The organism is Rhizobium sp. BK176, from assembly GCF_024808055.1.
Genome location: NZ_JANUBV010000039.1, coordinates 12,738 through 33,326 on the forward strand (window position 1 = coordinate 12,738; position 20,589 = coordinate 33,326).

Here is a 20,589-nt window from a genome sequence, read left to right on the forward strand (position 1 = left end):
GCAGGCCCATCCGCGAAGGGCCGCGACACTGACGACGCTGCCGCCGCTTCTGGGAAAGGCACGATCTGGCGGCGAGGACCGTGCGGTGGCGTTCGGAGATCCCGACTGTCAGCCGTGCTAGGATGAGGGCATGACCGTTGACGAAGACAAGATCGATGATGCTGTCCTGGCGCTCATGTGGCTCACCCTTCATGATGAACGGCGCGCGTGGAAGAGCTTCGACTGGGCGGTGACCGATCGCCTCTACAGGAAAGGACTGATCCACGATCCCGTAAACAAGTCGAAATCGGTATTCCTGACAGAGGAAGGGCTGGAGCGCTCGAGAGAATTGTTTCGGTTAATGTTCATGCGGAATCCGGAATAGCATCGGAGCCATTTCCTCAACGGCCCTTGCACGAGATATGTGGGCAGCTTCATCGGATGCTTGGAATACCTCCGGTCCTCGTCTATATTTCGAACAAAGATCTATAAGTATCTGAAAAGTTTTCGATAATGTGACTTGTTTGAAAGTCAGTGCGCGCCGCGATATCTCCGAGGGGCTTGATGCACTGATTGCACGATGACTTATTTGTCGGACGGGCAAAACTGCCTATTGCGAAACCGTGGGGTGTCACCGCATCTCTAGCGTAGACAGCGAAGAGAGGTCCTTCATTGCAGCTAAATCTGGTTGCCTCCCTACCCATGTATGACTGGCCCGAGGTCCGGGAAGAGACCAATGCACAATGGGAGCGACTTCGCGAGTCTCTTCGCTCGCGCGGCGTGACGGCGCCTGACCATCTTGCCCGAACCAACGGCGACCTTCCTCCGGTGCCGGGAGGCATCCTGGATGAGGCCGGCAAGGTCATCGCTTCCGATCCGGCAAATCTTCCCGCGGACGATCTCGATTTGAAAGGGCTCTGGTTACATCCCGGGCTTTTCCTCGCACAGGCATGCTGGGGACCGCTGGAGCGCGGTGTTGCGGATCATGTTCAGATCGTTGGTCAGCCGAGCTACGAAGGTATCGAGGGAGGTTGCGGTCCGTTCTACTCAAGCGCAATCATCATGCGTCGGGATGGACAAGACATATTGGTGTCGCCGGATGGTATCGCCCAAATTCCGATGAGTAAGCTGCGCGGACGCAGGCTTGCATTTAACGATCTCAGCTCCATGTCAGGCCTCCAAGCCCTGCTGTCTGACCTCGAGGCGATGGGAGAAACCATCGAGATCTTCTCTCAGCGCGTCCAGACAGGCAGTCACCGCCAGTCGATCGTAGCTATCGCCGAGGGGGGCGCAGATGTCGCTGCTATTGACTGCAAGACGCTTCTTCTGGCGAAGCGGTTTGAACCAGCGGCACGGGACGTCCAGGTCGTGGGATGGACGAAACCGCGTAAGGGACTGCCGTTCATTACCTCCCGGCACACTTCGGCGGAGGTTGTTGCATTGACGAGGGCGGTACTTGCACAGCTCGGATTGTGTGTCGACCCTGAGAGGAACCTCCCGTTTTAATCCGGCTAGACCAGAATTGGCCCGTGCAGCCCGATTTTCAACAGAACGTTTGAAAAGCCGGCGCGTTGATCGACCCCTCCGAGGTCGCGGACGCGATCTTCTTTATGCTCGCCAGGCCCCGTAACGTCACAATCCGTGACGTCGTGGTCCTGCCGAGCGCATTCGATATTTGAGGATGGATACCGGGGGACTGATGTATCATTCGTTTGGCTGCGATCAGTTACGCGACTGACAGCAGCCTCCGGTTCAAAGCAAGCCAAGTTGCACCACGCTCCGAGGAAAGAACGAAAAAAGGGCCGACGGAAAAACCGCCACCCATAATCTGTGAAGGTCAAAAACCTCCAGAGGTGAACAGCTGCTGCGGCGGAACTGGGAGGAAAGCCGCCATGTGCATCAGCCCTGATCGTTATGCCGCTTTTTTTGACCATTTGGAAAAAAAGTTTTGTGCAGAGCGGCTATGCAGTGGCCGCGGTGCTCGCCCAGGCAATAATCATTGCTGCCTTTGCGGGCCGCCCCGGCTGTTGCCGCCACAGTGTCCCGTCAACGCAGAGATCTAAGGCGCGGTAGCTAGCGACGATCCCGATCACCGCGAGCCCCGGTCAGTTTCGGAAACCCGAGTTTGCTCCAATGGATGTGGTTCGATTGCTTCGGGCGGGGTGTCGAGCGTCTGCGGGCGGCACGAAAAGACCGTCTTCCATATACAACTACGGCTGTTCTTCGAAGGTTTTACCTGTTCGTGCCTCCAGTCGATACCGGTTGCCGGGGTAGATAAGGCGAGCAGTGGAGACAACCTGTCGCCCGGACCATGTGCGGCGGCGAATTGCCAGGCACGGTTCGTTCTTAAGGATTGTCAACAGTTTGCATTCCCAGGATTGCGGCATTGCCGCCTCGACAATGTGTTCGGATCCGCTGAGTGGTGCAGCTGTGGTCAGATAGGCGTTGGGCGTCAGTGACTTGAAGTCCTGAGCCAGGTAGTCGGGCGCTGCTGCCGGGTTTACGAAGCGGTCCTCGATCTGGACTGGGACGCCGTTTTCGCTGTGCACGATCAGGGAGTGGAACACGGGTGCCCCGATATCGAGCTCGAGAGCGTCGGCTGTCTCCGGAGAGGCGGTTTCCCGCGCCAAAATTACCACGGATGCCTCGTGGGTATGGCCTCGCTCGGTGATTTCCTCGGCGATGTTACGAACTTCGAAGAGGGCGGAATAACCCTTGCGCTCAGCGACGAATGAGCCAACGCCCTGGATGCGGACAAGCTCGCCTTCACTAGCAAGCTCGCGCAGGGCGCGGTTGGCTGTCATCTTGCTTACGCCGAGTTCCGTCACGAGCTCGTTTTCGGAAGGGACGCGGTGCTTTGGGGGCCATTCGCCGCTATGGATGCGGTCGAGGATCATCTGCTTGACGCCGGCGTAGAGCGGTGCGGTATCGTTGTCCCGCTTCATCTCGCTTTGACGCTTCATTGGCTATTCCTTTCGCAGCGGCGGAATCCGCTCAGGCCGTCGACTTTCCACTTGCATAACACAAAATATCACATATGGTACCATATACAACCTCTCGAAAGATCGACCAGATCAAAGTCGACATCGGGCAAGCCGGCGAAGAACGGTATCGGACCGCAAGGTCAACAGTCACTTCAGAGGAGAATCAACCAATGACATTCCGCACGCTTCTTCTTTCTGGCGCTGTCGCGCTTTCTGCTTTTGCTGGTCCGGTCGCCGCCAAGGACTGGAAGGCTGCAACGATCACGTTGGAGGGTGCCTATGCGCCCTGGAACATGACCAATGCCGATGGCACGCTCGGCGGTTTCGAGCCTGAGCTTGCGAAGATCCTGTGCGAGCGCGCCAAGATCGAATGCACGCTCGTCGCCTCCGATTGGGACGGCATGATCCCGGCACTCAATGCCGGCAAGTTCGACGTCATCATGGATGCACTGTCGATTACCGATGACCGCAAGAAGGTCATTGGCTTCACGATCCCCTATGCTGCGACGCCCGCGGCCTTCGCAACCGCCAAGGATAGCCCGCTCGCCAAAGCAGCCGGAACCGGCGCGACGATCAAGATGGCGCCCGGCCAGACCGGCGTTAAGGAGGTCGATGCGCTGAAGGAAGCCTTCAAGGGCAAAACGATCGGCATTCAGGCGGCGACGGTCTATGCGAAGTTCGTCTACGACAATTTCGGCGACATCGCAGAAATCCGCGAATACAAGACCGGCGCAGACCGGGATCTCGACCTTCAGAACGGACGCATTGATCTCGGTTTCGACGATGCCGTCTATTTCGCCAATGCCTTCCAGTCCGCAAACGACAGCCTGACCTTCACCGGCCCTGAAATCGTCGGCCCGATCTGGGGCGAGGGCGAAGGCCTCGGCGTACGTCAGGCCGACACGGATCTCCGCGACAAGTTCAACGAAGCGATCAAGTCGGCGCTTGCCGACGGGACTGTGAAGCAGCTGTCGATGAAGTGGTTTAAGGTCGACGTCAGCCCGCAGAACTGATTTCCGGCAAGGCAGGACATCACGGTCTCCGGCCATGATGCCGGAGACCGCATGCTATTCTGACACCGCCGGGTTTGCGGCGGGCGCGGGGAACATGACATGGCAACACTGGAACTGATTGGATTCGGCTCGACCGGATGGGGTGCGCTTCTCCTGCTTGCAGCACTCATGACGTTGTGCGTGACTGCAAGCGCGCTGGCGATCGGAGCTGTGCTGGGGGCGATCATCGCTGCCGCAAAACTCTCTGGAAAAGCGGCTCTCGTTACCCTCGGCAACGTCTATACGACCGTTTTTCGCGGCGTGCCCGAACTCTTGATCATCTATCTGATCTACTTCGGGGGCTCGTCCGCCGTCACCTCGATCGGCAAGGCCATGGGCTATGAGGGCTTCCTGGGCATGCCTTCGTTTCTCGCCGGTGCGCTCGCGGTCGGCATCATATCGGGCGCCTACCAGGCAGAGGTGTTTCGCGGGGCATACCTTGCCATTTCCAAAGGTGAACTGGAAGCGGCCAACGCCATCGGCATGAACAGCAGCCTTCGGTTTCGCCGGGTCATCATCCCGCAAGTGCTGCGTTTTGCCGTCCCAGGCCTTGGAAACGTGTGGCAGCTCAGCCTCAAGGATTCGGCACTGATATCGGTGACGGGTCTCGCCGAACTGATGCGCACCAGTCAGGTCGCGGCTGGTTCGACGCGGCAGTATTTCCTGTTTTTCATTGTCGGCGGCATCCTCTATCTCGTCCTGACGAGCCTCTCCGACCGCATCTTCAATGGCGCCGAGCGGCGCGCCAATCGCAGCATGCCGACAGCGGCCATGGGAAAGGCGTGAGGTGACATCATGGACTTTGCTTTTCTCCTCCAGACAATGACAACCCTGCTCAAGGCCGTTCCGATGACCTTGGCGCTGTTTTCTCTGTCTGTCTTTGTCGGTGGTCTTCTTGCGCTGCTGATCGTGTGGATGCGTGTCGGCGGCAACCCGGTACTCTCCGCATTTGCAAAGGGCTACATCTTCGTCTTCCGCGGCTCGCCGCTGTTGATCCAGATGTTTCTCGTCTTCTACGGCCTTGGCCAGTTCGGGTTCATCCGCTACTCCTTCCTGTGGCCGTTCCTGCGAGAGCCGTTTGTCTGCGCCGTACTGTCTCTTGCGCTTTGCACCGCGGGCTACTCGGCCGAGATTTTCCGCGGAGGAATTCGCGCCGTCTCGCCACGCGAGATCGAGGCCGCCCGCTCGATCGGAATGTCCGGCGCTCTGCTCGTTCGCCGCATCCTGGCGCCAATTGCATTCCGGCACGCGCTCCCGGCCTATTCCACCGAGATCGTCCTGATGATGAAGTCGACAGCGCTTGCAAGCCTTGTGACGGTCTGGGAGGTGACAGGCGTGGCACAGCGTCTGATCTCGCAAACCTATCGCACGATGGAGGTGTTCCTCTGTGCGGCCATCATCTACCTCGTTCTCAACTTCATCATCCTGCAGGCAATGTCCCTGCTCGAATATTCGCTCTCGCGTCATCGTCGTGCGGTTCCGCCGGCGCTGAAGGCCTGAGAGACTGAACGGACACGATTGGAGCTTCCATGCCAGGCGTTACCCGACTTTCCGTCCGCAACATCCGCAAGAGCTTCGGTACGCACGAGGTCCTGAAGGGCATCTCGCTCGATGCTCAGGATGGCGACGTCATCTCCTTGCTCGGGGCCTCGGGCTCCGGCAAATCCACCTTCCTACGTTGCATCAACCTCCTGGAGACGGCAACCGATGGCGAGATCTGGGTCGACGGTGAACAGATCCGGATGATCCACAAGGGCGGCACGAGCCGTCCTGCCAGCCAGAAACAGGTCGATCATATTCGATCGGAACTCGGAATGGTGTTCCAGTCCTTCAATCTGTGGTCACACATGACGATCCTGCAGAACGTCATCGAGGGGCCGGTGCATGTGCTCAAACGCCCTCGGTCGGAGTGCATTGCCGAGGCGGAGGTCCTGTTGAAGAAGGTCGGAATAGCCGACAAGCGGCACGCCTATCCTGCGCATCTGTCCGGCGGCCAGCAGCAGCGTGCCGCCATTGCCCGTGCGCTTGCGATGAAGCCGAAGGTCATGCTGTTTGACGAGCCGACCTCGGCTCTCGACCCGGAGCTTGTTGGCGAGGTGCTGCGGGTCATGCGCTCTCTGGCGGAGGAGGGCATGACCATGCTTGTCGTCACGCACGAAATGAGCTTCGCCCGCAACGTCTCCAATCGCGTCGTCTTCATGAAGGAAGGGCTGGTCGAAAGCAGCGGTACGCCCGACGAGATGTTCGGCGGGAGCGCAACCCCGGCTTTTCGCCAGTTCATCGGTCATTTCGGGACAGGGCAATGACTGTTGTCGTCGAGACCTGCATCGGCTGGCGTGACGTTGCGCGCGTCGCGAACGGGGAGGCGCTTGCATTGTCTCCTTCCGCCTTGGCACGTGTGGAGAGTGCCAGCCGGATCGTCGAGCGGATCGTCGAGACCGGCGTGCGTGCCTACGGCATCAATACCGGCGTCGGTGCCCTGTCGGATACAGTTGTCGACCGCAGCTCGCAGAGCCGCCTGTCGCGCAACATCGTCCTCAGTCACGCCTGTGGTGTCGGCGAGCTCCTGGCGCCACGGGAGGTTCGAGCGATCCTGGCGGCTCAAATTGCAAACTTCGCTCACGGCCATTCGGGCGTCAGGACTGACATCCTCCGGTATCTGACTGCCTTCCTGGATCATGATCTCATTCCGGACGTGCCCTCGAAAGGCTCGGCCGGATACCTGACGCACAATGCCCACACCGCACTCGTTCTGATTGGCGAGGGAAGCGCAAAGGTGAGGGGCAAGACCCTGAAGGGTGGCGAGGCGCTTAGCGCCATTGGCCTTGCACCGCTCGTGCTTCGCGCCAAGGAGGGGCTCAGCCTCGTCAACGGCACGGCTTGCGCGACCGGCCTGGCAAGCGTTGCCCTCTCACGGGTCCTCCACCTGCTTGACTGGGCAGATGCGGTTGCCGCGCTGACCCTCGAGGCCGCCGGATGCCAGATGGCTGCCTTCGACGAAACCGTGCTGGCCCTGCGTCCGTCGCGCGGCATCGCCGAGGTTGGTGCATCGTTGCGCCGTCGGCTGGCTGGCAGCGGCCTGGTAACGGCTGCCCTTGGCAAGCGAACCCAGGATGCCCTCAGCCTGCGCTCGGTCCCACACGCGCATGGCGCCGCCCGCGACGTCTTTGCCAATGCGTCAGATGTCGTCGATCGCGAACTTGCCTCGGTGACCGATAATCCGGCTATCTCGGGCACGCCTGACGACCCGGTGGTTTCGTCCGAGGCGCACGCCGTCGCGCCCGCTCTTGCGCAGGCATGTGATAGCCTTGCGATTGCCATCGCCCAGATATCGGCAATGAGCGAGCGCCGTATGGACCGGCTCGTCAATCCGCTTGTCAGCGGTCTGCCGCCGTTCCTGGCAAGGGACGCCGGCAGCAATTCGGGTTTCATGATCGCGCAATATACGGCCGCCGCACTCAGCAACGAGAACCGCAGGCTGGCGGCACCCGCTTCCACCGACGGCGGCCTGACGTCAGGTCTGCAGGAAGATTTCCTTGCTCATCCCACTGCAGCGGCAAACAAGCTTCTGCAGGTCATCGACAACGCCGAGTATGTCGTCGCAATCGAACTGATGGCGGCTGCCCAGGCACACGATTTTCTTGAGCCGACCGCAAACCGGGCCAAGGGGACCGAGGCAATCCATCGCACAGCGCGCAAGGTCGTTTCGAACTATGGTGACGATCGTCCCCTGGCCGGTGACATGGAAGCCCTTCGAATGCTGATCCGCACCGAAGCGCCTCCGGATATGATTTAGGAAACGGATATGACAGCTCTATTCGATGTAGCCGTGATCGGCCTTGGTGCCATGGGATCTGCCACGCTCTCCTTTCTCGCCGAGCGGGGCGCCAAAACGATCGGCATCGATGCCTTTTATCCGGCTCATGCGCTGAGCTCGTCCCACGGAGACAGCCGCCTCATCCGGCTTGGCTATTTCGAGGATCCGTCCTACGTTCCGTTGCTGCGGCGCGCCTATCGAAACTGGAACGTGCTTGAAGCACGGCTTCGGGCGGAAATCCTGACAATCACCGGCGTCCTCCAGATTGGCGCAAGCGACAGCAAGATCGTGTCAGGAACCCGTGCGTCCTGCCAGATGCACGGCCTGGCGCACCAGATCCTCGACAAGGAGGAAATGAACAGACGATTTCCCGCCTTCCAGCTCGATGACGAGGAGATCGCGGTCCTCGATCCGCAAGGCGGCTATCTCCGGCCGGAACTGGCGGTCATGGGCTACCTCAAGCTTGCGGCACAGGATGGTGCTGTCCTTCATTTCGGGGAACGTGTGATTGCAATCGAACCTGACGATGTGGGCGTGACGATCCGCTCCGCAGATGGTCAGTATCGCGCCAGGAAGGTCGTGGTTGCCACCGGGTCGTGGATCGCCGAGCTTGTTCCGGAGTTGCGAACACTGGCGACCCCGATCCGCCAAGTGGTCGCATGGTATCAGCCGAAGGATGGCTTCCTGACCCAGCCGCAGCGCATGCCGTGTTTCCTGCGAGACGAAGGGGCGGAGGGCTCCTTCTTCGGATTTCCCGCAATCGGGGTGGACGGGGTGAAGATCGGCCGGCACGCCCATTTCCGTGAGCCGATCGATCCCAACCAGCAAAATCCGCCGGTGAACGACAGAGATACGGCGCTCCTTGACGGCTTCGTCGGTAAGCGCGTGCCCGGAGCGGCCGGTCAGCGCGTGAACACGGTGACCTGCCGTTACACCATGCTTCCCAGCGAGGATTTCCTGCTAGATCTTGCTCCGGGCAATCCGAATGTGGTGGTCGCCTCGCCCTGCTCGGGACACGGTTTTAAGTTCACGAGTGTGGTCGGCGAAATTCTTGCCGACCTGGCGCTTCAGGGGGAAACCGGTCTTCCCGTTTCTGCCTTTTCCTTCAAGGCCCTTAACCGCTTCGTGGCTACCGGCAAAGCCGGGTCTGGGGCAGCGTCAGTTTAGGCGCAGTCCGCTCTCGGCGTCAAAGAGGTGGATTGCCTCTGCGGCGAAGGATAGCGTCAGCCGCTGGCCGTTTTCCAACAGGGTGCGCGGCGGCAGGCAGGCCATGATCCGCTGCGTTCCAGCAAGGGCGGTCACCACAAGTTCCGGGCCGGTCAGCTCGGCGACCTCGCATGTCGCCTCGATCGTATGCTCGCACGAGCCGGGTCCAAATGCTTCCGGACGAATCCCCGCAATCAGCTTCATGCCGTCGCCTGGCTTCGTTTCAAGTCCGCGCGGAATGGGCAGCACCATGTCGCTGCCGTCGACCTGAAGCTCGCTGCGGCGTGCGGTAACACGCAAAAGGTTCATCGGTGGTGCGCCGACGAAGGTGGCGACATAGAGGGTTGCCGGTCGGTCGTAGATTTCGGATGGCGACCCGAGCTGCTCGATCCGCCCGTCACGCATCACTGCGATGCGGCTGGCAAGCGTCATCGCCTCGATCTGGTCATGCGTTACGTAGACGACCGTTGTCTTAAGCATCTGATGCAGGCGCTTGAGTTCGGTTCGCATCTCCATGCGCAGCTTCGCATCAAGATTGGACAGTGGTTCGTCAAAGAGGAAGACCTCCGGTTTGCGCACCAGCGCCCGGCCGATTGCCACGCGTTGGCGCTGGCCCCCCGACAGCTGGCTTGGCTTTCGCTCGAGCAGGCTTTCGATCTGCAGCAACTTCGCGGCATCGCGTACCGCACGGTCGCGCTCCTCTCCCGGAACTTTGCGCATTTCCAGACCGAAACCGATATTGCGGTGCACGGTCAGGTTGGGATAGAGGGCATAGGACTGGAAGACCATGGCGATGTCGCGGTCCTTCGGATGCACTCCAAGGACGGAGCGGCCGCCGATGCGGACGTCGCCGCTCGTTGCCTCAGCCAATCCGGCAAGGATGTTGAGCAGGGTGGACTTTCCACAGCCTGACGAGCCGAGCAATACCAGAAATTCACCGCTTTCGAGCGCAATGTCGATGCCCTTTAGCGTTTCGACATCGCCGTATGTTTTGCGGATGTTTTTGATTTCGAGCGCACTCATTGAGCCATGTCCTTGGATGCGGGTTCGCTGCCGTAGCTGCGTGGAAGGGTGGAAATGGCCCGAGAGGCAACCTGTGTCCCCATGTCTAGGCAGGCGGCAAGCGGCATCCCTCTCGTCAATGCCGCAAGAAAGCCGGCATTGAAGACATCACCGGCACCAATCGTATCGACGACCGTGACGATCGGGGCGACCACCGAGATGCATTGTCCGTCGGCTCCGATGGCAAGGGCGCCATCCGCGCCGCGCTTGACGACGACGATCGCACCATCTGGCATATGGGATCGGAGTTCGGCGGCTGCCTGCGCGGGATTGTCGAGGCCGGAAAGCGTGGTCGACTCCACCTCGTTGAGAAGCGCGATCGCACAGCGCGATAGCCAGCGTCGCGTGGCATCGCAGTTTTCGCTGGTCCAACCGTCGAGCGGCCAGCCTGTGTCGAGGGCAACGTCGATCCGATGCGCGTCCGCCCAATCGAAGAAGGCCTCGTAGTCCCGTGTCAGGTCCTCCGTCAGGAACGATCCGCAAAGCAGCAGGCAGCCTCCGGCGAGCCGCGTGCCATCGAGAACTGAAAGGACATCGGACAGGCTGAGGCGTGGGAGGTGACCGCGGGTCGTGAAGAAGGTGCGCTCGCCGTCGGGATGGGTGATGCCGACCGAAAGCGTCGTCTGCTCCGGGCGAACCGGCCAGTTAAGGGCGCGCTTCCCGAAAGTCTCGCTGAGCCATTTGCCGAACTGGTCATTGCCGACATTTGCGGCAATTTCGAAGGGAATGCCGAGCCCGTCCCAGGCAAGGGCGCTGTTGCCGGCTGCACCGCCGACACGCAATTCGTCATGGTCGACGATGATTTCGGTACCCGCCTTCGGCCAGGGTGCGGCTGGGCCAAGGATGAGGTCGACATTGACATTTCCGACGACGGCAAGAGGGCGCATCATTCGCTCCGGGTGATCTTGGTCGAGCGCACCGGCGTGCCGGCGTTGTCAACACGGGCGTCGGCGAAGGCAATCATCAGACGCTGGGCAGTAGGCAGCATCGCAAAGATTGCGGCAAGACCGGATGCAGGTTTGAAGCCGATGGTGACCGCACCCGGAACAGGGTCGTCTCCAGAAGCGTCGAAGATGACAACGGGTGCACCGGTCTCGACGACTGATACGGCCATGGCTGTCACCAGAGCGGCCGTGCTGTCCTGTCCCCTGAAGAGAACGACGCCGATCGCCGGGTCGAGCATCTCCATCGGTCCGTGCCGCAACTGCCCGCCCTCCAGTGAAAAGCAGGGTCGACGGGAGAGTTCGGTCAGGCCGAGCGCCAGCGCCTCTGCGAGGCCCTGCAGCCGCCGGCCCGAGGTAACGACCGTAGCCACCCGGCTCAAGGCGGTAAGGGCAGGATCTATGCTTGGCGCTTCCGGTGCGGTAAGTGCAGCGAGCGCTGCGGCGGGATCCTCGCCAAGGGCAGCCAGCACCGCAAGATGAAGGGCAAACGAGACCGTCAGGCTGCGCGTTGCAGCAAAGGCGAGTTCCGTTCCACCGGCGCCGACAAGGGACGTTGCGGTGCGGGCCAGGAAGGATCCGTCCTCGAGCGTCAGCCCGAACGTGTCCGGGCTGCCCCCGGTTTCCGAGAACCAGCGCACGACCTCGGCGCTCTCGCCCGATTGAGAGGTGATGATGACGGTTCTGCCGTCAAGCGTCAGCGGCTGCCCGAGCTGCTCAGACAAAGGCAGGGCGATCGCATCGATGCCGATCACCCGGTAGAGCGGCTCGACAGCGCGCCCAACCGCATGTGATCCGCCCATGCCGAGGAGGAGGAGCCTTCCGGTTTTCTTCAACGATGCGGCGATGGCCTCTGCGGCCTCCCTGGCGCCATGAAAGGAGGCGAGGGCGTCGGAATGCTGGCGTTCCATCTCGCGATTGATCGCAATCAGGCCGATGGGTCGTGTCGTTTCCATGGTGTTTGTCATCCCTTGACGCCGCCGCTTGTCAGCCCGGAAATCAGGGCGCGTTGCATGATGAGACCGACGAAAACTGGTGGCAGGGCGGCGAGCACACCGGCAGTTGCGATCAGGCCGTAATCCGAGACACGACCACCTGCCAGATCGGCGATGGCGACCGTGAGTGTCTTGGCGCGCTGGTCGGACGTGAAGAGAAGCGCGTAGAAGAATTCATCCCAGCCGAGCAGGAAGGCAAAGAGTGCGGAGGTTGCGACCACCGGCATGGCAAGCGGCAGCGTGATGATCTTCCAGGTCTGGAGCAGGCCTGCACCGTCGATCATCGCCGCGGCTTCGATCTCCTTGGGAATGGAATCGAACCCGGATTTCATGAGCCACGTTGTGAACGGCGCAAGGATCGTGAGATAGACGAGTGCAAGGCCAAAAACGTTGTTCAGCATGCCGAGATGGGCAAGACCCATGTAGAGCGGTACGGCAAGCGCAACGGGTGGCAGCATGTAGGTGGCGATCACCATTGAAAGCGACCATCCGACGGAGGGCGTGCGCGATACCGCCCAGCCCGCCGGAATGGCAAGTGCAATCGCCGCGATCGTTGCTATGCCAGCAACCTCGATGCTGTTCCTCAGCGACGCGGTGAACGCCGCGCCGGCGCTGTTTTCGAGAGTCGACAAAAGCACGCCGTACCGCGAGAAATCAGCTGACTGCGGCCACCAGCGTAGCGGCTTGGCGGAAAGATCGGCAGCCGGCGAAATGCTCATGACAAAGAGCCACAGGACAGGCGCCAGGATGACAGCGGCAAGCAGCAAGGCACAGGCATGGATGAAGATTGAGAAACATAGGCTCTTGCGTTCCATCAGGCAGCACTCCCGGCAGTCTTGCGCACCAGCGCCGCATAGGCGAGGGCAAGCAGCGTCACCAGCAGTGTGACGATCAGTGCGAGTGAAGCACCAGAACCGGCCCGCTGGAACGAGAAGGCTTCCTGGTAGACCAAGATCGAGAGCGTTCTCGTGCTGTTGGCGGGGCCGCCGCGTGTCATCACCCAGATGATGTCGAACACCTTAAACGCCTCGATCGTCCGCAGAACCAGGGCGACCATCAGCGGGCCGGCGAGATAGGGCAGGATCACGAAGCGAAAACGCGCAAAAGCGCCGGCACCATCGACGAGCGAGGCAGCCGTGATATCGCGGGGTACAGCCTGCAGGGCGGCAAGCGCGATCAGGGCCACCAGGGGGAAATTCTTCCAGCAGTCAGCGACAATCAGTGCGGCAAGCGCCGTTCCCGGTTCTCCGAGCCACGAGCGATAGGTATCGATGAGGCCGATCTGCGTCAGCGCCGCGTTGAGGGCGCCATATTCCGGATTATAGATCAGTCGCCAGAGTGTTGCGTTCACGACTGTCGGCAGTGCCCAGGGCAGGATCATCAACGCGCGCAACACGGCCCGTCCCTGGAAATCCTGGTTCAGTAGGAGTGCCGCAAGAACGCCGATCACCATCTCGGCGGCAACGGAGATGACCGCAAACCAGGTGGTCGTTATCAGTGTCCGCTGGAAATTCGAGCCGGACATCATCTTCACATAATTTTCGATGCCGACGAAATTGCCGGCCGTGCCGACAAGCTTGGCGTCTGTAAAGGAGAGACCGACGGTGTCGACCAAGGGCCATCCGATGACGGCGATCATCACGACAAGAAGCGGCAACATCAAAAGCCACGCGCGGGTCGTCATCCAGGTGCCGGACATCGGGCGTCTCTCAATTCATCGGATTGGCAAGGTGAAGCCAGGCGGCATGTGCCGCCTGGGTGTCGCTATCGGTCAGAGACCACTGTTTTCGGCAGCCGATTTCAGGGCATCTTCCGGCGAGGACTGGCCGAGAAGAGACTCCTGGATCGCCTGCTGGAGTGCCGTAGATAGCTCCTGGTATTTCGGCGTGGTCGGGCGCGGATACATGGCGGCGAGACCGATCTTGGCCGCAGAGATCAGTTCCTCCTGACCTTTCGTGACAGCTGGGTCATCATAGGAGGATGCCCAGATCGGCAGGCTGAGCTTTGCGAACTGGTTCTGCGTTGCCTGGGAAGTCATGAAGGCCACGTACTTCCAGGCCTCATCGGGATGCTTACTTGCTGTGGTTACGCCGAGGCCCATCGAGCCGTTGACTGCCGATGCTTCGCTCTTGCCGGCCACGCCCGGAGCTGGGACGACGCCGACCTTGCCTGCGACCTTGCTGTCCTTCGGGTCATTCGCCATGTTGTACATGTAGGTCCAGTTGAGCGCGAAGGCGGCATCGCCGTTCTGGAAGACCTTGCGGACGTCTTCTTCGAGAAATTCCTTGGAATTCGGATTTGTCAGCCCGGACTTGTAGCTGGCGACCATGTAGTTCAGCGCATCTAGACCGCCGCCATTCTGGAAGGCCGGCTTGCCGTCCTTCAGGAAATCACCCTTGTAGGCGCTGACGAGCGTAGTATAGTCGCAGATCGCGGCTTCCGCCTGCGACCAGCTCCAGGCGATTGGCGTTGCAAGAAGGCCCTTGTCCTTGATGGTCTTTGCCTGCTCGGTCAGTTCGTCCCAGGTCTTGGGCGGCGCCTTGATGCCGGCTTTCTCAAGAATTTCCTTGTTATAGAAGAGGTACTTCGTGTCTAGGATCCACGGCATGCCGTAGTATTTTCCGTCATACTGGACCGTTGTCCATGCGCCGGGGAGGACACCTTTCTTCATGTCGTCGGTTATGCGCGACGTGACGTCGACGAGGACCTTGTTGGTTGCATATTCAGCTGGCCAGATCACGTCGAAGAGGACGACATCATAGCCACCGCCGGACCCTTGGGCGAGCACGGTCTTGTCATGCAGGCCTTCATAGGGGACGAATTCGAGATTGACCTTGACGTCCGGGTTTGCCTTGGAAAAGGCATCGGTCATGGAGCGAACATCGGCTTCGCTATAGGCCGCCTGCGCCATGAAGAGCGCGTTGATCGTGGTTTCGGCAAAGGCATGCGGCGCGAAGGACGCGCCGATCAGTGCAGCGCCAAGCATCGTCTTATGTAGTGACTTCAACATTCCAGCCTCCAGTTTTTGACATTCACCGTTTTCCAAGGGCGGCCGTCGCCGCCATCAGCATTCGAACAGGCGCCGGCGAAGCGGCTGCCAGGTGCGGAGCGTCGTCAGAGCATGTCGCTCTCTGCGTTCCCCGGAACTCTGTGGTTCCTTATTAAGTCAATTCTCTTGACTTATTTGTTCTTCAATATTCTACTGCTGTCAAGAGGAAATCAGGATGAACGATGCGCGGCCCATAAGGGCAAAGAGTGGGACAAATCATGAAGGCACCAGCGCCCATAACAGACGAGTGCTGATGGATGCGCTGCGGATGAACGGGGCCCTGTCGCGGGCCGACCTTTCTCGCGCGACGAAGCTCACGAAACAGACCATCTCCAATATCATCGACGAACTCGAGGAGGAGGGACTGGTAAGCGCGCTGGATGCGGTTCGCAAAGGCAGGGGACAGCCATCGACACCCTATACACTGGTCCCGGAAGGTGCGTTTGCGATCGGACTGCAGATCGATCGGCACGTGACGCGGGCCGTCGCCGTCGATCTCGTCGGCAGCGTGCTCGCCCGAGCCGAAGCAAACTTGCCACCCATTGGTCCCTCCGGCGGTGTCGCGGTCATCTTGAAGCTTATCGAGAGAGTTCGCCTCGATCTTGCTGATATATTTGAACAATCAGAACGTCGTCTGGTTGGCCTCGGAGCCGCCATGCCCGGGCCGTTCGGCATCGATGCCGCCGTCGACGATCCGTGGATGATGGCGGCATGGCAGGCATTCCCGCTGATCGAGACGCTTTCCACAGGCACTGGCCTAAGTGTTCGCCTGCAAAACGATGCGGCCGCATGTGCAACTGCGGAGCGCATGGTCGGTGCTGCGAACGGGCTTGATCATGCCGTTTGCCTCTACCTGGGCTACGGCATCGGAGCCGGGCTCATTCTGGGGGGGGAGCTTTATAGCGGCGCCAACGGAAATGCCGGCGAGATCGGCATGGCCCTGCTTTCGGCGAGCGGCAGCCCGACTCCGCTCGAGCATCGCGCTTCGCTCGCGTCGCTCTACCAGCATCTGGGGATCGACCCGGCGGACACAGGCGTTTACGCGACGATTAACGCGCTGGCGCAAACGGACGACGCGAGAATTGAGAGCTGGATCGAAGAAGCCGTGATGGATCTGCGCTGGAGCATCCATCTGATCGAAACCATCTTCGACCCGCAGACCGTCATACTTTGCGGAGGGGCACCGGAAGCCCTCGCGCAGCGCCTGGTCGCGGCTGTGCATCCACTTACGCCGTCCCTCGCAGACCGGCGGGACCGGACCATTCCGCGGTTTCAACTCGGAATGACGGATTCATGGGCCGTCGCACGCGGTGCGGCCGCCGATCCCATCAGTCGCGCGTTCGATCCGAGCTTTGCGGCCATCCTGAAGGAATCGCTTTAGGATCAAGCCTCGCCAGGGGTACAACAGCCGGGCACCTCCGCCATTCACCAAATTCGGGGTCTTTTTTGCCTCATCGTTGCTGGGCCGGAGACTTGGCGATAACACAAAAAAGAAACCCGGTGCCATAGGCATCGGGTTTCCTTCGACTGCAGTTGAGGGGGGCGCAGTCAAATGCAACGGGCGTTGCGCCAAAAGAACTCGCGTCCTCCGCATTGGTTCCAAAATAAAAACGATCTCTTGCAACAACAGCATCCTGGGTGCCCGTCGGGCGAGGGCGGAACGGGAGACCGGTCTTGCTCTCCCCTCTGCCGAAGTCGGATAGCACAGATGCAGGTTGATCGCCTTTGGGGCCTTGCCGCTGCGATCCGGCTCGGTCGTAGGAAACCTGTTGCCCGTACCGTAATTCATAAAGGCCTGCGGCCGGAAGGCGGTTACGTGCACAAAGACATCTCTATCGCCGCCAATCTGGCTTGATGGAACCGAAGCCCTTGGCGGAATTGAAAAACTTCGCAGTGCCCTTGGCCATAGATCCTCCCATAGTTGAGCGAATGCTCGGTTTACGGTTGCGCAAGCGAAATCGCAGGGTCTGGAAGTGCCGGAGCCTCACGACATTGGAACGACGAGGAACGGATGACAACAAGAGTTTCCACGAATGTTCGCAGTTCAATCGTCCAACGCAGCAGTTCGTTCGAATGCCTTTGCCGACATTGCGTCCATCGTCGCGACGACCATTGCCTGCTAGCCGGAGATGGACGGCGCCTCTATCAAGGTCACTGAGGATGGCGGAGTTCTCATGCTCGAGGGGGACGGCGCTATCGGCCCTGCCCTAGCCAGCGATATCGCAATGAGAAATATCGGCACGCGGTTCTTCAACCTTATCAGTCCATTATAGGCGTTTGTTTCGACTTTACTAGCGCGCTCTCTGACGCGTCTTTGGCGCGGGGCTGTGGGTCTGGCTCACCGTGGACGAGGGACGCTCAATAAGGTTTGAGACCGTCACCCTCCGGACCACGTGAAAGGATGATCGAGGTGTCCTGCCAGATGCGAAATCCACCGAAAAACGCGAGACGGTTGTCGCCTCTGATGCAGCCGCTGGGGAGTTCGTCAAGCTCATCGATCTGGCCTCCGCCGATCACAATGTAGTCGGGCAGCAAAGCGGCCTGAAGCCGTGCGACAACATCGAAAACGGACTCCTTCCACTTCTTGTGGCCGCGTCGAACGAGACCTCGCTTCCCAACATAATCCTCGAATGTTAGCTGCTTTCTGTAGGGCAAGTGTGCGAGCTCCAGCGGTTGAGCCACGCTTTCCATCACCATGGCCGATCCCAGGCCTGTTCCGAGGCCGAGAAACAACAGCCGCCCGCCCTTGTAGCTTCCTATTGCCTGCATAAGGGCGTCGTTGACGAGCTTGACTGGCTTTCCGAAAGCCTGGGAGAAATCAAAACCTTTCCACCCTGGCCCGAGGTTCGCGGGTTCCAGCGACGGACGGTTGTTGCGAACGGGACCCGGGTAACCGATCGATAGCACGTCATAGTCGATATCTTTCGCCATCAGCTTGATGGCATCGACCGCCTGCCGGGCTGAGAGTGCCGGTCCAGACCTGGTTTTTCGCTCTTCCACACCATGGGCAAGAATCTTCATGTTGTTGCCGCCGATATCAACGGCAAGAATCCGACGGTCAATGGTTTCGATGTGGCTCGTCATGCTCGCCCTTTTTACTTACCCGGCTTACTTAGATAACGCTCATCGGCGTTTGATAAAGGGGCCGTCATCCCCAAAAAAAACGACATGCAAAAGTCAAAGTGCGGTGGCCCGGAACGGGCGTCGGCGCTATGCGGATGAGAGCGAAGACACGGCAAGGCATGGCACTCGCCTGAGCCACTCTCACACTCTGGATATGGAAAAATCGTTGACAGCACCGCGCTTGGCCGAAACATTGGCTCGGGCAACCGCTGGCGCGGGTTGCTGAAACAGCACTTTCCGAGGAGTAAACTACACTCCGCCATTCGATCTCAGCCAAAATTGAAGCCTTTAGCCGGTCTGGTGAACCATCTTAGACACCAGGACGCTTGCAAGCATTACCCAAGGGGATGGAAATGACAGCAGATGAACGCATGATGTCACAGATGACCAGCAAGAAGGGCTTCATCGCCGCCCTTGATCAGAGCGGTGGGTCCACGCCGGCTGCGTTACGACTCTATGGCATCGCTGACTCCAACTACAGCGGCGAGGAGGAAATGTTTCGACTCATGCATGCGATGCGTGTGCGCATCATGACAGCGCCCGCCTTCACCGGTGACAAGATCATCGGGGCCATCCTGTTTGAAAGGACGATGGATGGAGATGCCGGTGGAAGGTCCGTCCCGTCGTTCCTGTGGGAGGATCGCGGCGTCGTCCCATTTCTGAAGGTCGACAAGGGACTGTCTGCCGAGGAGAACGGCGTTCAAGTCATGAAGCCGATGCCCGATCTCGACGCGCTCCTGGCCCGTGCCGTGAAGAAGGGAATTTTCGGAACGAAGATGAGGTCCGTGATTGCTCACGCTGACCGGGCGGGGATCGCTGCCGTAGTGAAGCAGCAATTTGATGTAGCTCGGCAGATCATCGGTCACGGACTTGTTCCGATCATAGAGCCGGAAGTGTCGATCAAAAGCCCCACCAAGGGGGAAGCGGAGGAGATCCTGCGCGAAGAGCTCGCCCGGGGACTCGACGCGCTTCCAGTGGGCGAGCGGGTGATGATCAAGCTCACCATTCCGACCGTTTCCGATTTCTACAAACCGCTTATCGACCACAGGTCGGTTGTTCGGGTGGTGGCCCTTTCTGGTGGCTACAGTCGCGCAGATGCATGCGAGAAGCTCACCCACAACCACGGCATGATTGCGAGCTTCTCACGAGCTCTGACAGAAGATCTTCGAGACTCGATGAGCGACAAGGAGTTCGACGCGAGCCTCGCAAGGACGGTCGACGAAATTTACAGCGCGAGTGCGTCCACAATCTGAATTGCCAATGTCACAAGCTTGAGCCACGAAAAAGGGGCAGCGGGAGATGTGCCGTCGCCGGTCGGCCTCCGTTCAATATCGGTCACCGGTCCGAGGCAGGTGCACGATCAGAACTGGCGGTCGCTGGGGGCAGGGCGATTGTCTCGCCTTGATGTTTTGAATCTTCGCCAAACGCCGCTTCGCCAATAGAGCCGCCACGTCAGACCACTCCTGACGCACGAGATTTCTACGTCCGGAAAAAAGGCCGGCACCTCCCTCGGCACCGACCTCTTCGATCTGTCTCAATGGCAACTTCCAGTACATCCGTGGTCAATTGTTTGCCGCGTCTCGAAACGTTACGTTGTTCAGTCCGAAGGCACGTTAAAGTTGACCTACCAAAAATGTCGGGCAGGACTTTTACATTGAATAGGACCACTGGCCCGGCGAAGATTTCTTCAAGCTTGCCCCGGCGCTGCGATCTCTGGACTGTTCGTTAGGAGACGAACAACTTCCGCGGACAGCTCGGCTACGTCATAAACTATAGCTGCTCCGTGGGCGCTAGTTGCCGTTGTGACGATCTGTGTTCGATGAGGTAGCGCAACCAATGACACCACCTGGTCGGGGTTTATGAAGACAGGCATCGATGCTTGCCCATTCAATGTCAATCGCACAAGCTTCATTGACGCTCTCCGTTCAAGAGTGATCTCGCGCAATAAACGCAACACTTCAATTTGAGTTCACCCCAAGCCCGGCGCAGGTTTATAACCTTTTCGGCGCCTTTCGGTACGTCAGCGCACACAGGGGGATGGTGCCCCGATGGGGCGGAAACAATCTTGAAATGGTGGAGAGGCCCGTCTTTCGCGGTGGCAACGACTTCTCATCCGGCCACTGGACAGGCCAAGGATTGCCGACGGCCGATGCTGAGGATCCCTTGAAACTTTTCCTGGAAGTCCAGTGGCAGAACATCGCGCATCGTAATCGCAGCGGCGCGGGAGTGCCAGGCTAAGCAGCTGCTGATGACAATTCCAGGCATTGGCGCCGTCACGGCCGTCTCCTAGGCCGTCGACTCATAAACTCTGACACCAGATCCTTGCCGCGACGAGTTTGACCGCTGCGAGATAGTTTTCCGGGCGCTTGTCGTAGCGAGTA

General features: G+C 59.8%; 18 protein-coding genes and 3 pseudogenes. 11 read left to right on the forward strand and 10 right to left on the reverse strand.

Going from position 1 to position 20,589, the window contains the following annotated elements; genetic code table 11:
* Window positions 1-130: 130 nt before the first annotated feature.
* From FHT76_RS39405 to FHT76_RS39415, 3 genes and pseudogenes are all read left to right on the forward strand, one after another.
* Entirely contained in the window at window positions 131-364 is a 234-nt protein-coding gene (locus FHT76_RS39405) for a DUF6429 family protein (protein WP_183759182.1), read from the forward strand.
* Window positions 365-681: 317 nt separating this feature from the next.
* Entirely contained in the window at window positions 682-1,485 is an 804-nt protein-coding gene (locus FHT76_RS39410; protein ID WP_183759193.1) for a PhnD/SsuA/transferrin family substrate-binding protein, read from the forward strand.
* 53 nt (window positions 1,486-1,538) lie between these two features.
* A pseudogene (locus FHT76_RS39415) lies at window positions 1,539-1,658 on the forward strand (glucose dehydrogenase); the annotation flags it as partial.
* Between the two features lie 531 nt (window positions 1,659-2,189).
* On the opposite strand, the gene hutC reads toward FHT76_RS39415, so the two are convergent.
* Window positions 2,190-2,942 carry a histidine utilization repressor gene (hutC, locus tag FHT76_RS39420; protein WP_183759181.1) on the reverse strand — a complete coding sequence of 251 codons (753 nt, stop codon included), beginning with the start codon at window positions 2,940-2,942 and terminating at the stop codon, window positions 2,190-2,192.
* A 191-nt stretch (window positions 2,943-3,133) separates the two neighbouring features.
* Here hutC and FHT76_RS39425 point away from each other — a divergent pair, with 191 nt between their 5' ends.
* The 6 genes from FHT76_RS39425 to solA all read left to right on the forward strand — a co-directional run bounded on the left by FHT76_RS39425 (window position 3,134) and on the right by solA (window position 8,999).
* Window positions 3,134-3,976, forward strand: a complete 843-nt coding sequence (locus FHT76_RS39425; protein WP_183759180.1) for a transporter substrate-binding domain-containing protein — start codon at window positions 3,134-3,136, stop codon at window positions 3,974-3,976.
* Between the two features lie 99 nt (window positions 3,977-4,075).
* Entirely contained in the window at window positions 4,076-4,801 is a 726-nt protein-coding gene (locus FHT76_RS39430; RefSeq protein ID WP_183759179.1) for an ABC transporter permease, read from the forward strand.
* Window positions 4,802-4,810: 9 nt separating this feature from the next.
* A complete protein-coding gene (locus FHT76_RS39435; RefSeq protein WP_183759178.1) occupies window positions 4,811-5,515 on the forward strand; it encodes an ABC transporter permease in 705 nt (234 codons plus the stop codon).
* 29 nt (window positions 5,516-5,544) lie between these two features.
* The gene (locus FHT76_RS39440; RefSeq protein WP_183759177.1) at window positions 5,545-6,321 is read left to right on the forward strand and encodes an ABC transporter ATP-binding protein; all 777 of its coding nucleotides are present in this window, start codon (window positions 5,545-5,547) and stop codon (window positions 6,319-6,321) included.
* Window positions 6,318-7,811 (forward strand): histidine ammonia-lyase, encoded by a 1,494-nt coding sequence (hutH, locus tag FHT76_RS39445; RefSeq protein ID WP_183759176.1) that lies wholly within the window; start codon window positions 6,318-6,320, stop codon window positions 7,809-7,811. Before FHT76_RS39440 ends, hutH begins: the two co-directional genes overlap by 4 nt.
* 9 nt (window positions 7,812-7,820) lie before the next feature.
* Window positions 7,821-8,999, forward strand: coding sequence for an N-methyl-L-tryptophan oxidase (solA, locus tag FHT76_RS39450; RefSeq protein ID WP_183759175.1), 1,179 nt, complete (start codon window positions 7,821-7,823; stop codon window positions 8,997-8,999).
* On the opposite strand, the gene FHT76_RS39455 is transcribed toward solA, so the two are convergent.
* From FHT76_RS39455 to FHT76_RS39480, 6 genes are all read right to left on the reverse strand, one after another.
* On the reverse strand, window positions 8,991-10,061 hold the full coding sequence (locus FHT76_RS39455) for an ABC transporter ATP-binding protein (protein ID WP_183759174.1): 1,071 nt from the start codon (window positions 10,059-10,061) through the stop codon (window positions 8,991-8,993). The two genes, solA and FHT76_RS39455, sit on opposite strands and share 9 nt — an antisense overlap.
* Window positions 10,058-10,987: a PfkB family carbohydrate kinase gene (locus FHT76_RS39460; RefSeq protein ID WP_183759173.1), complete on the reverse strand. Its 930-nt coding sequence runs from the start codon at window positions 10,985-10,987 to the stop codon at window positions 10,058-10,060. The genes FHT76_RS39455 and FHT76_RS39460 overlap by 4 nt, the downstream gene beginning before the upstream one ends.
* On the reverse strand, window positions 10,987-12,009 hold the full coding sequence (locus FHT76_RS39465; protein WP_183759172.1) for an SIS domain-containing protein: 1,023 nt from the start codon (window positions 12,007-12,009) through the stop codon (window positions 10,987-10,989). Before FHT76_RS39465 ends, FHT76_RS39460 begins: the two co-directional genes overlap by 1 nt.
* Window positions 12,006-12,851: a carbohydrate ABC transporter permease gene (locus FHT76_RS39470; RefSeq protein WP_183759171.1), complete on the reverse strand. Its 846-nt coding sequence runs from the start codon at window positions 12,849-12,851 to the stop codon at window positions 12,006-12,008. Before FHT76_RS39470 ends, FHT76_RS39465 begins: the two co-directional genes overlap by 4 nt.
* The gene (locus FHT76_RS39475; protein WP_183759170.1) at window positions 12,851-13,735 is read right to left on the reverse strand and encodes a carbohydrate ABC transporter permease; all 885 of its coding nucleotides are present in this window, start codon (window positions 13,733-13,735) and stop codon (window positions 12,851-12,853) included. The genes FHT76_RS39470 and FHT76_RS39475 overlap by 1 nt, the downstream gene beginning before the upstream one ends.
* 72 nt (window positions 13,736-13,807) lie before the next feature.
* Window positions 13,808-15,046, reverse strand: coding sequence for an extracellular solute-binding protein (locus tag FHT76_RS39480; protein ID WP_183864102.1), 1,239 nt, complete (start codon window positions 15,044-15,046; stop codon window positions 13,808-13,810).
* A 214-nt stretch (window positions 15,047-15,260) separates the two neighbouring features.
* Between FHT76_RS39480 and FHT76_RS39485 the strand changes: the two genes are divergently transcribed.
* Window positions 15,261-16,466, forward strand: coding sequence for an ROK family transcriptional regulator (locus tag FHT76_RS39485; protein ID WP_183759168.1), 1,206 nt, complete (start codon window positions 15,261-15,263; stop codon window positions 16,464-16,466).
* A gap of 330 nt (window positions 16,467-16,796) precedes the next feature.
* Here FHT76_RS39485 and FHT76_RS39490 read toward each other — a convergent pair.
* Together FHT76_RS39490 and FHT76_RS39495 are read right to left on the reverse strand one after the other, a co-directional pair.
* Window positions 16,797-16,992 (reverse strand): annotated as a pseudogene (locus FHT76_RS39490) (cold-shock protein); the annotation flags it as partial.
* Between the two features lie 451 nt (window positions 16,993-17,443).
* The gene (locus FHT76_RS39495; RefSeq protein WP_183759167.1) at window positions 17,444-18,169 is read right to left on the reverse strand and encodes an ROK family protein; all 726 of its coding nucleotides are present in this window, start codon (window positions 18,167-18,169) and stop codon (window positions 17,444-17,446) included.
* A gap of 392 nt (window positions 18,170-18,561) precedes the next feature.
* Between FHT76_RS39495 and FHT76_RS39500 the strand changes: the two genes are divergently transcribed.
* Window positions 18,562-19,461: a fructose bisphosphate aldolase gene (locus tag FHT76_RS39500; RefSeq protein WP_183759166.1), complete on the forward strand. Its 900-nt coding sequence runs from the start codon at window positions 18,562-18,564 to the stop codon at window positions 19,459-19,461.
* A 1,046-nt stretch (window positions 19,462-20,507) separates the two neighbouring features.
* Here FHT76_RS39500 and FHT76_RS39505 read toward each other — a convergent pair.
* Window positions 20,508-20,589, reverse strand: a pseudogene (locus tag FHT76_RS39505) (IS5/IS1182 family transposase); the annotation flags it as partial.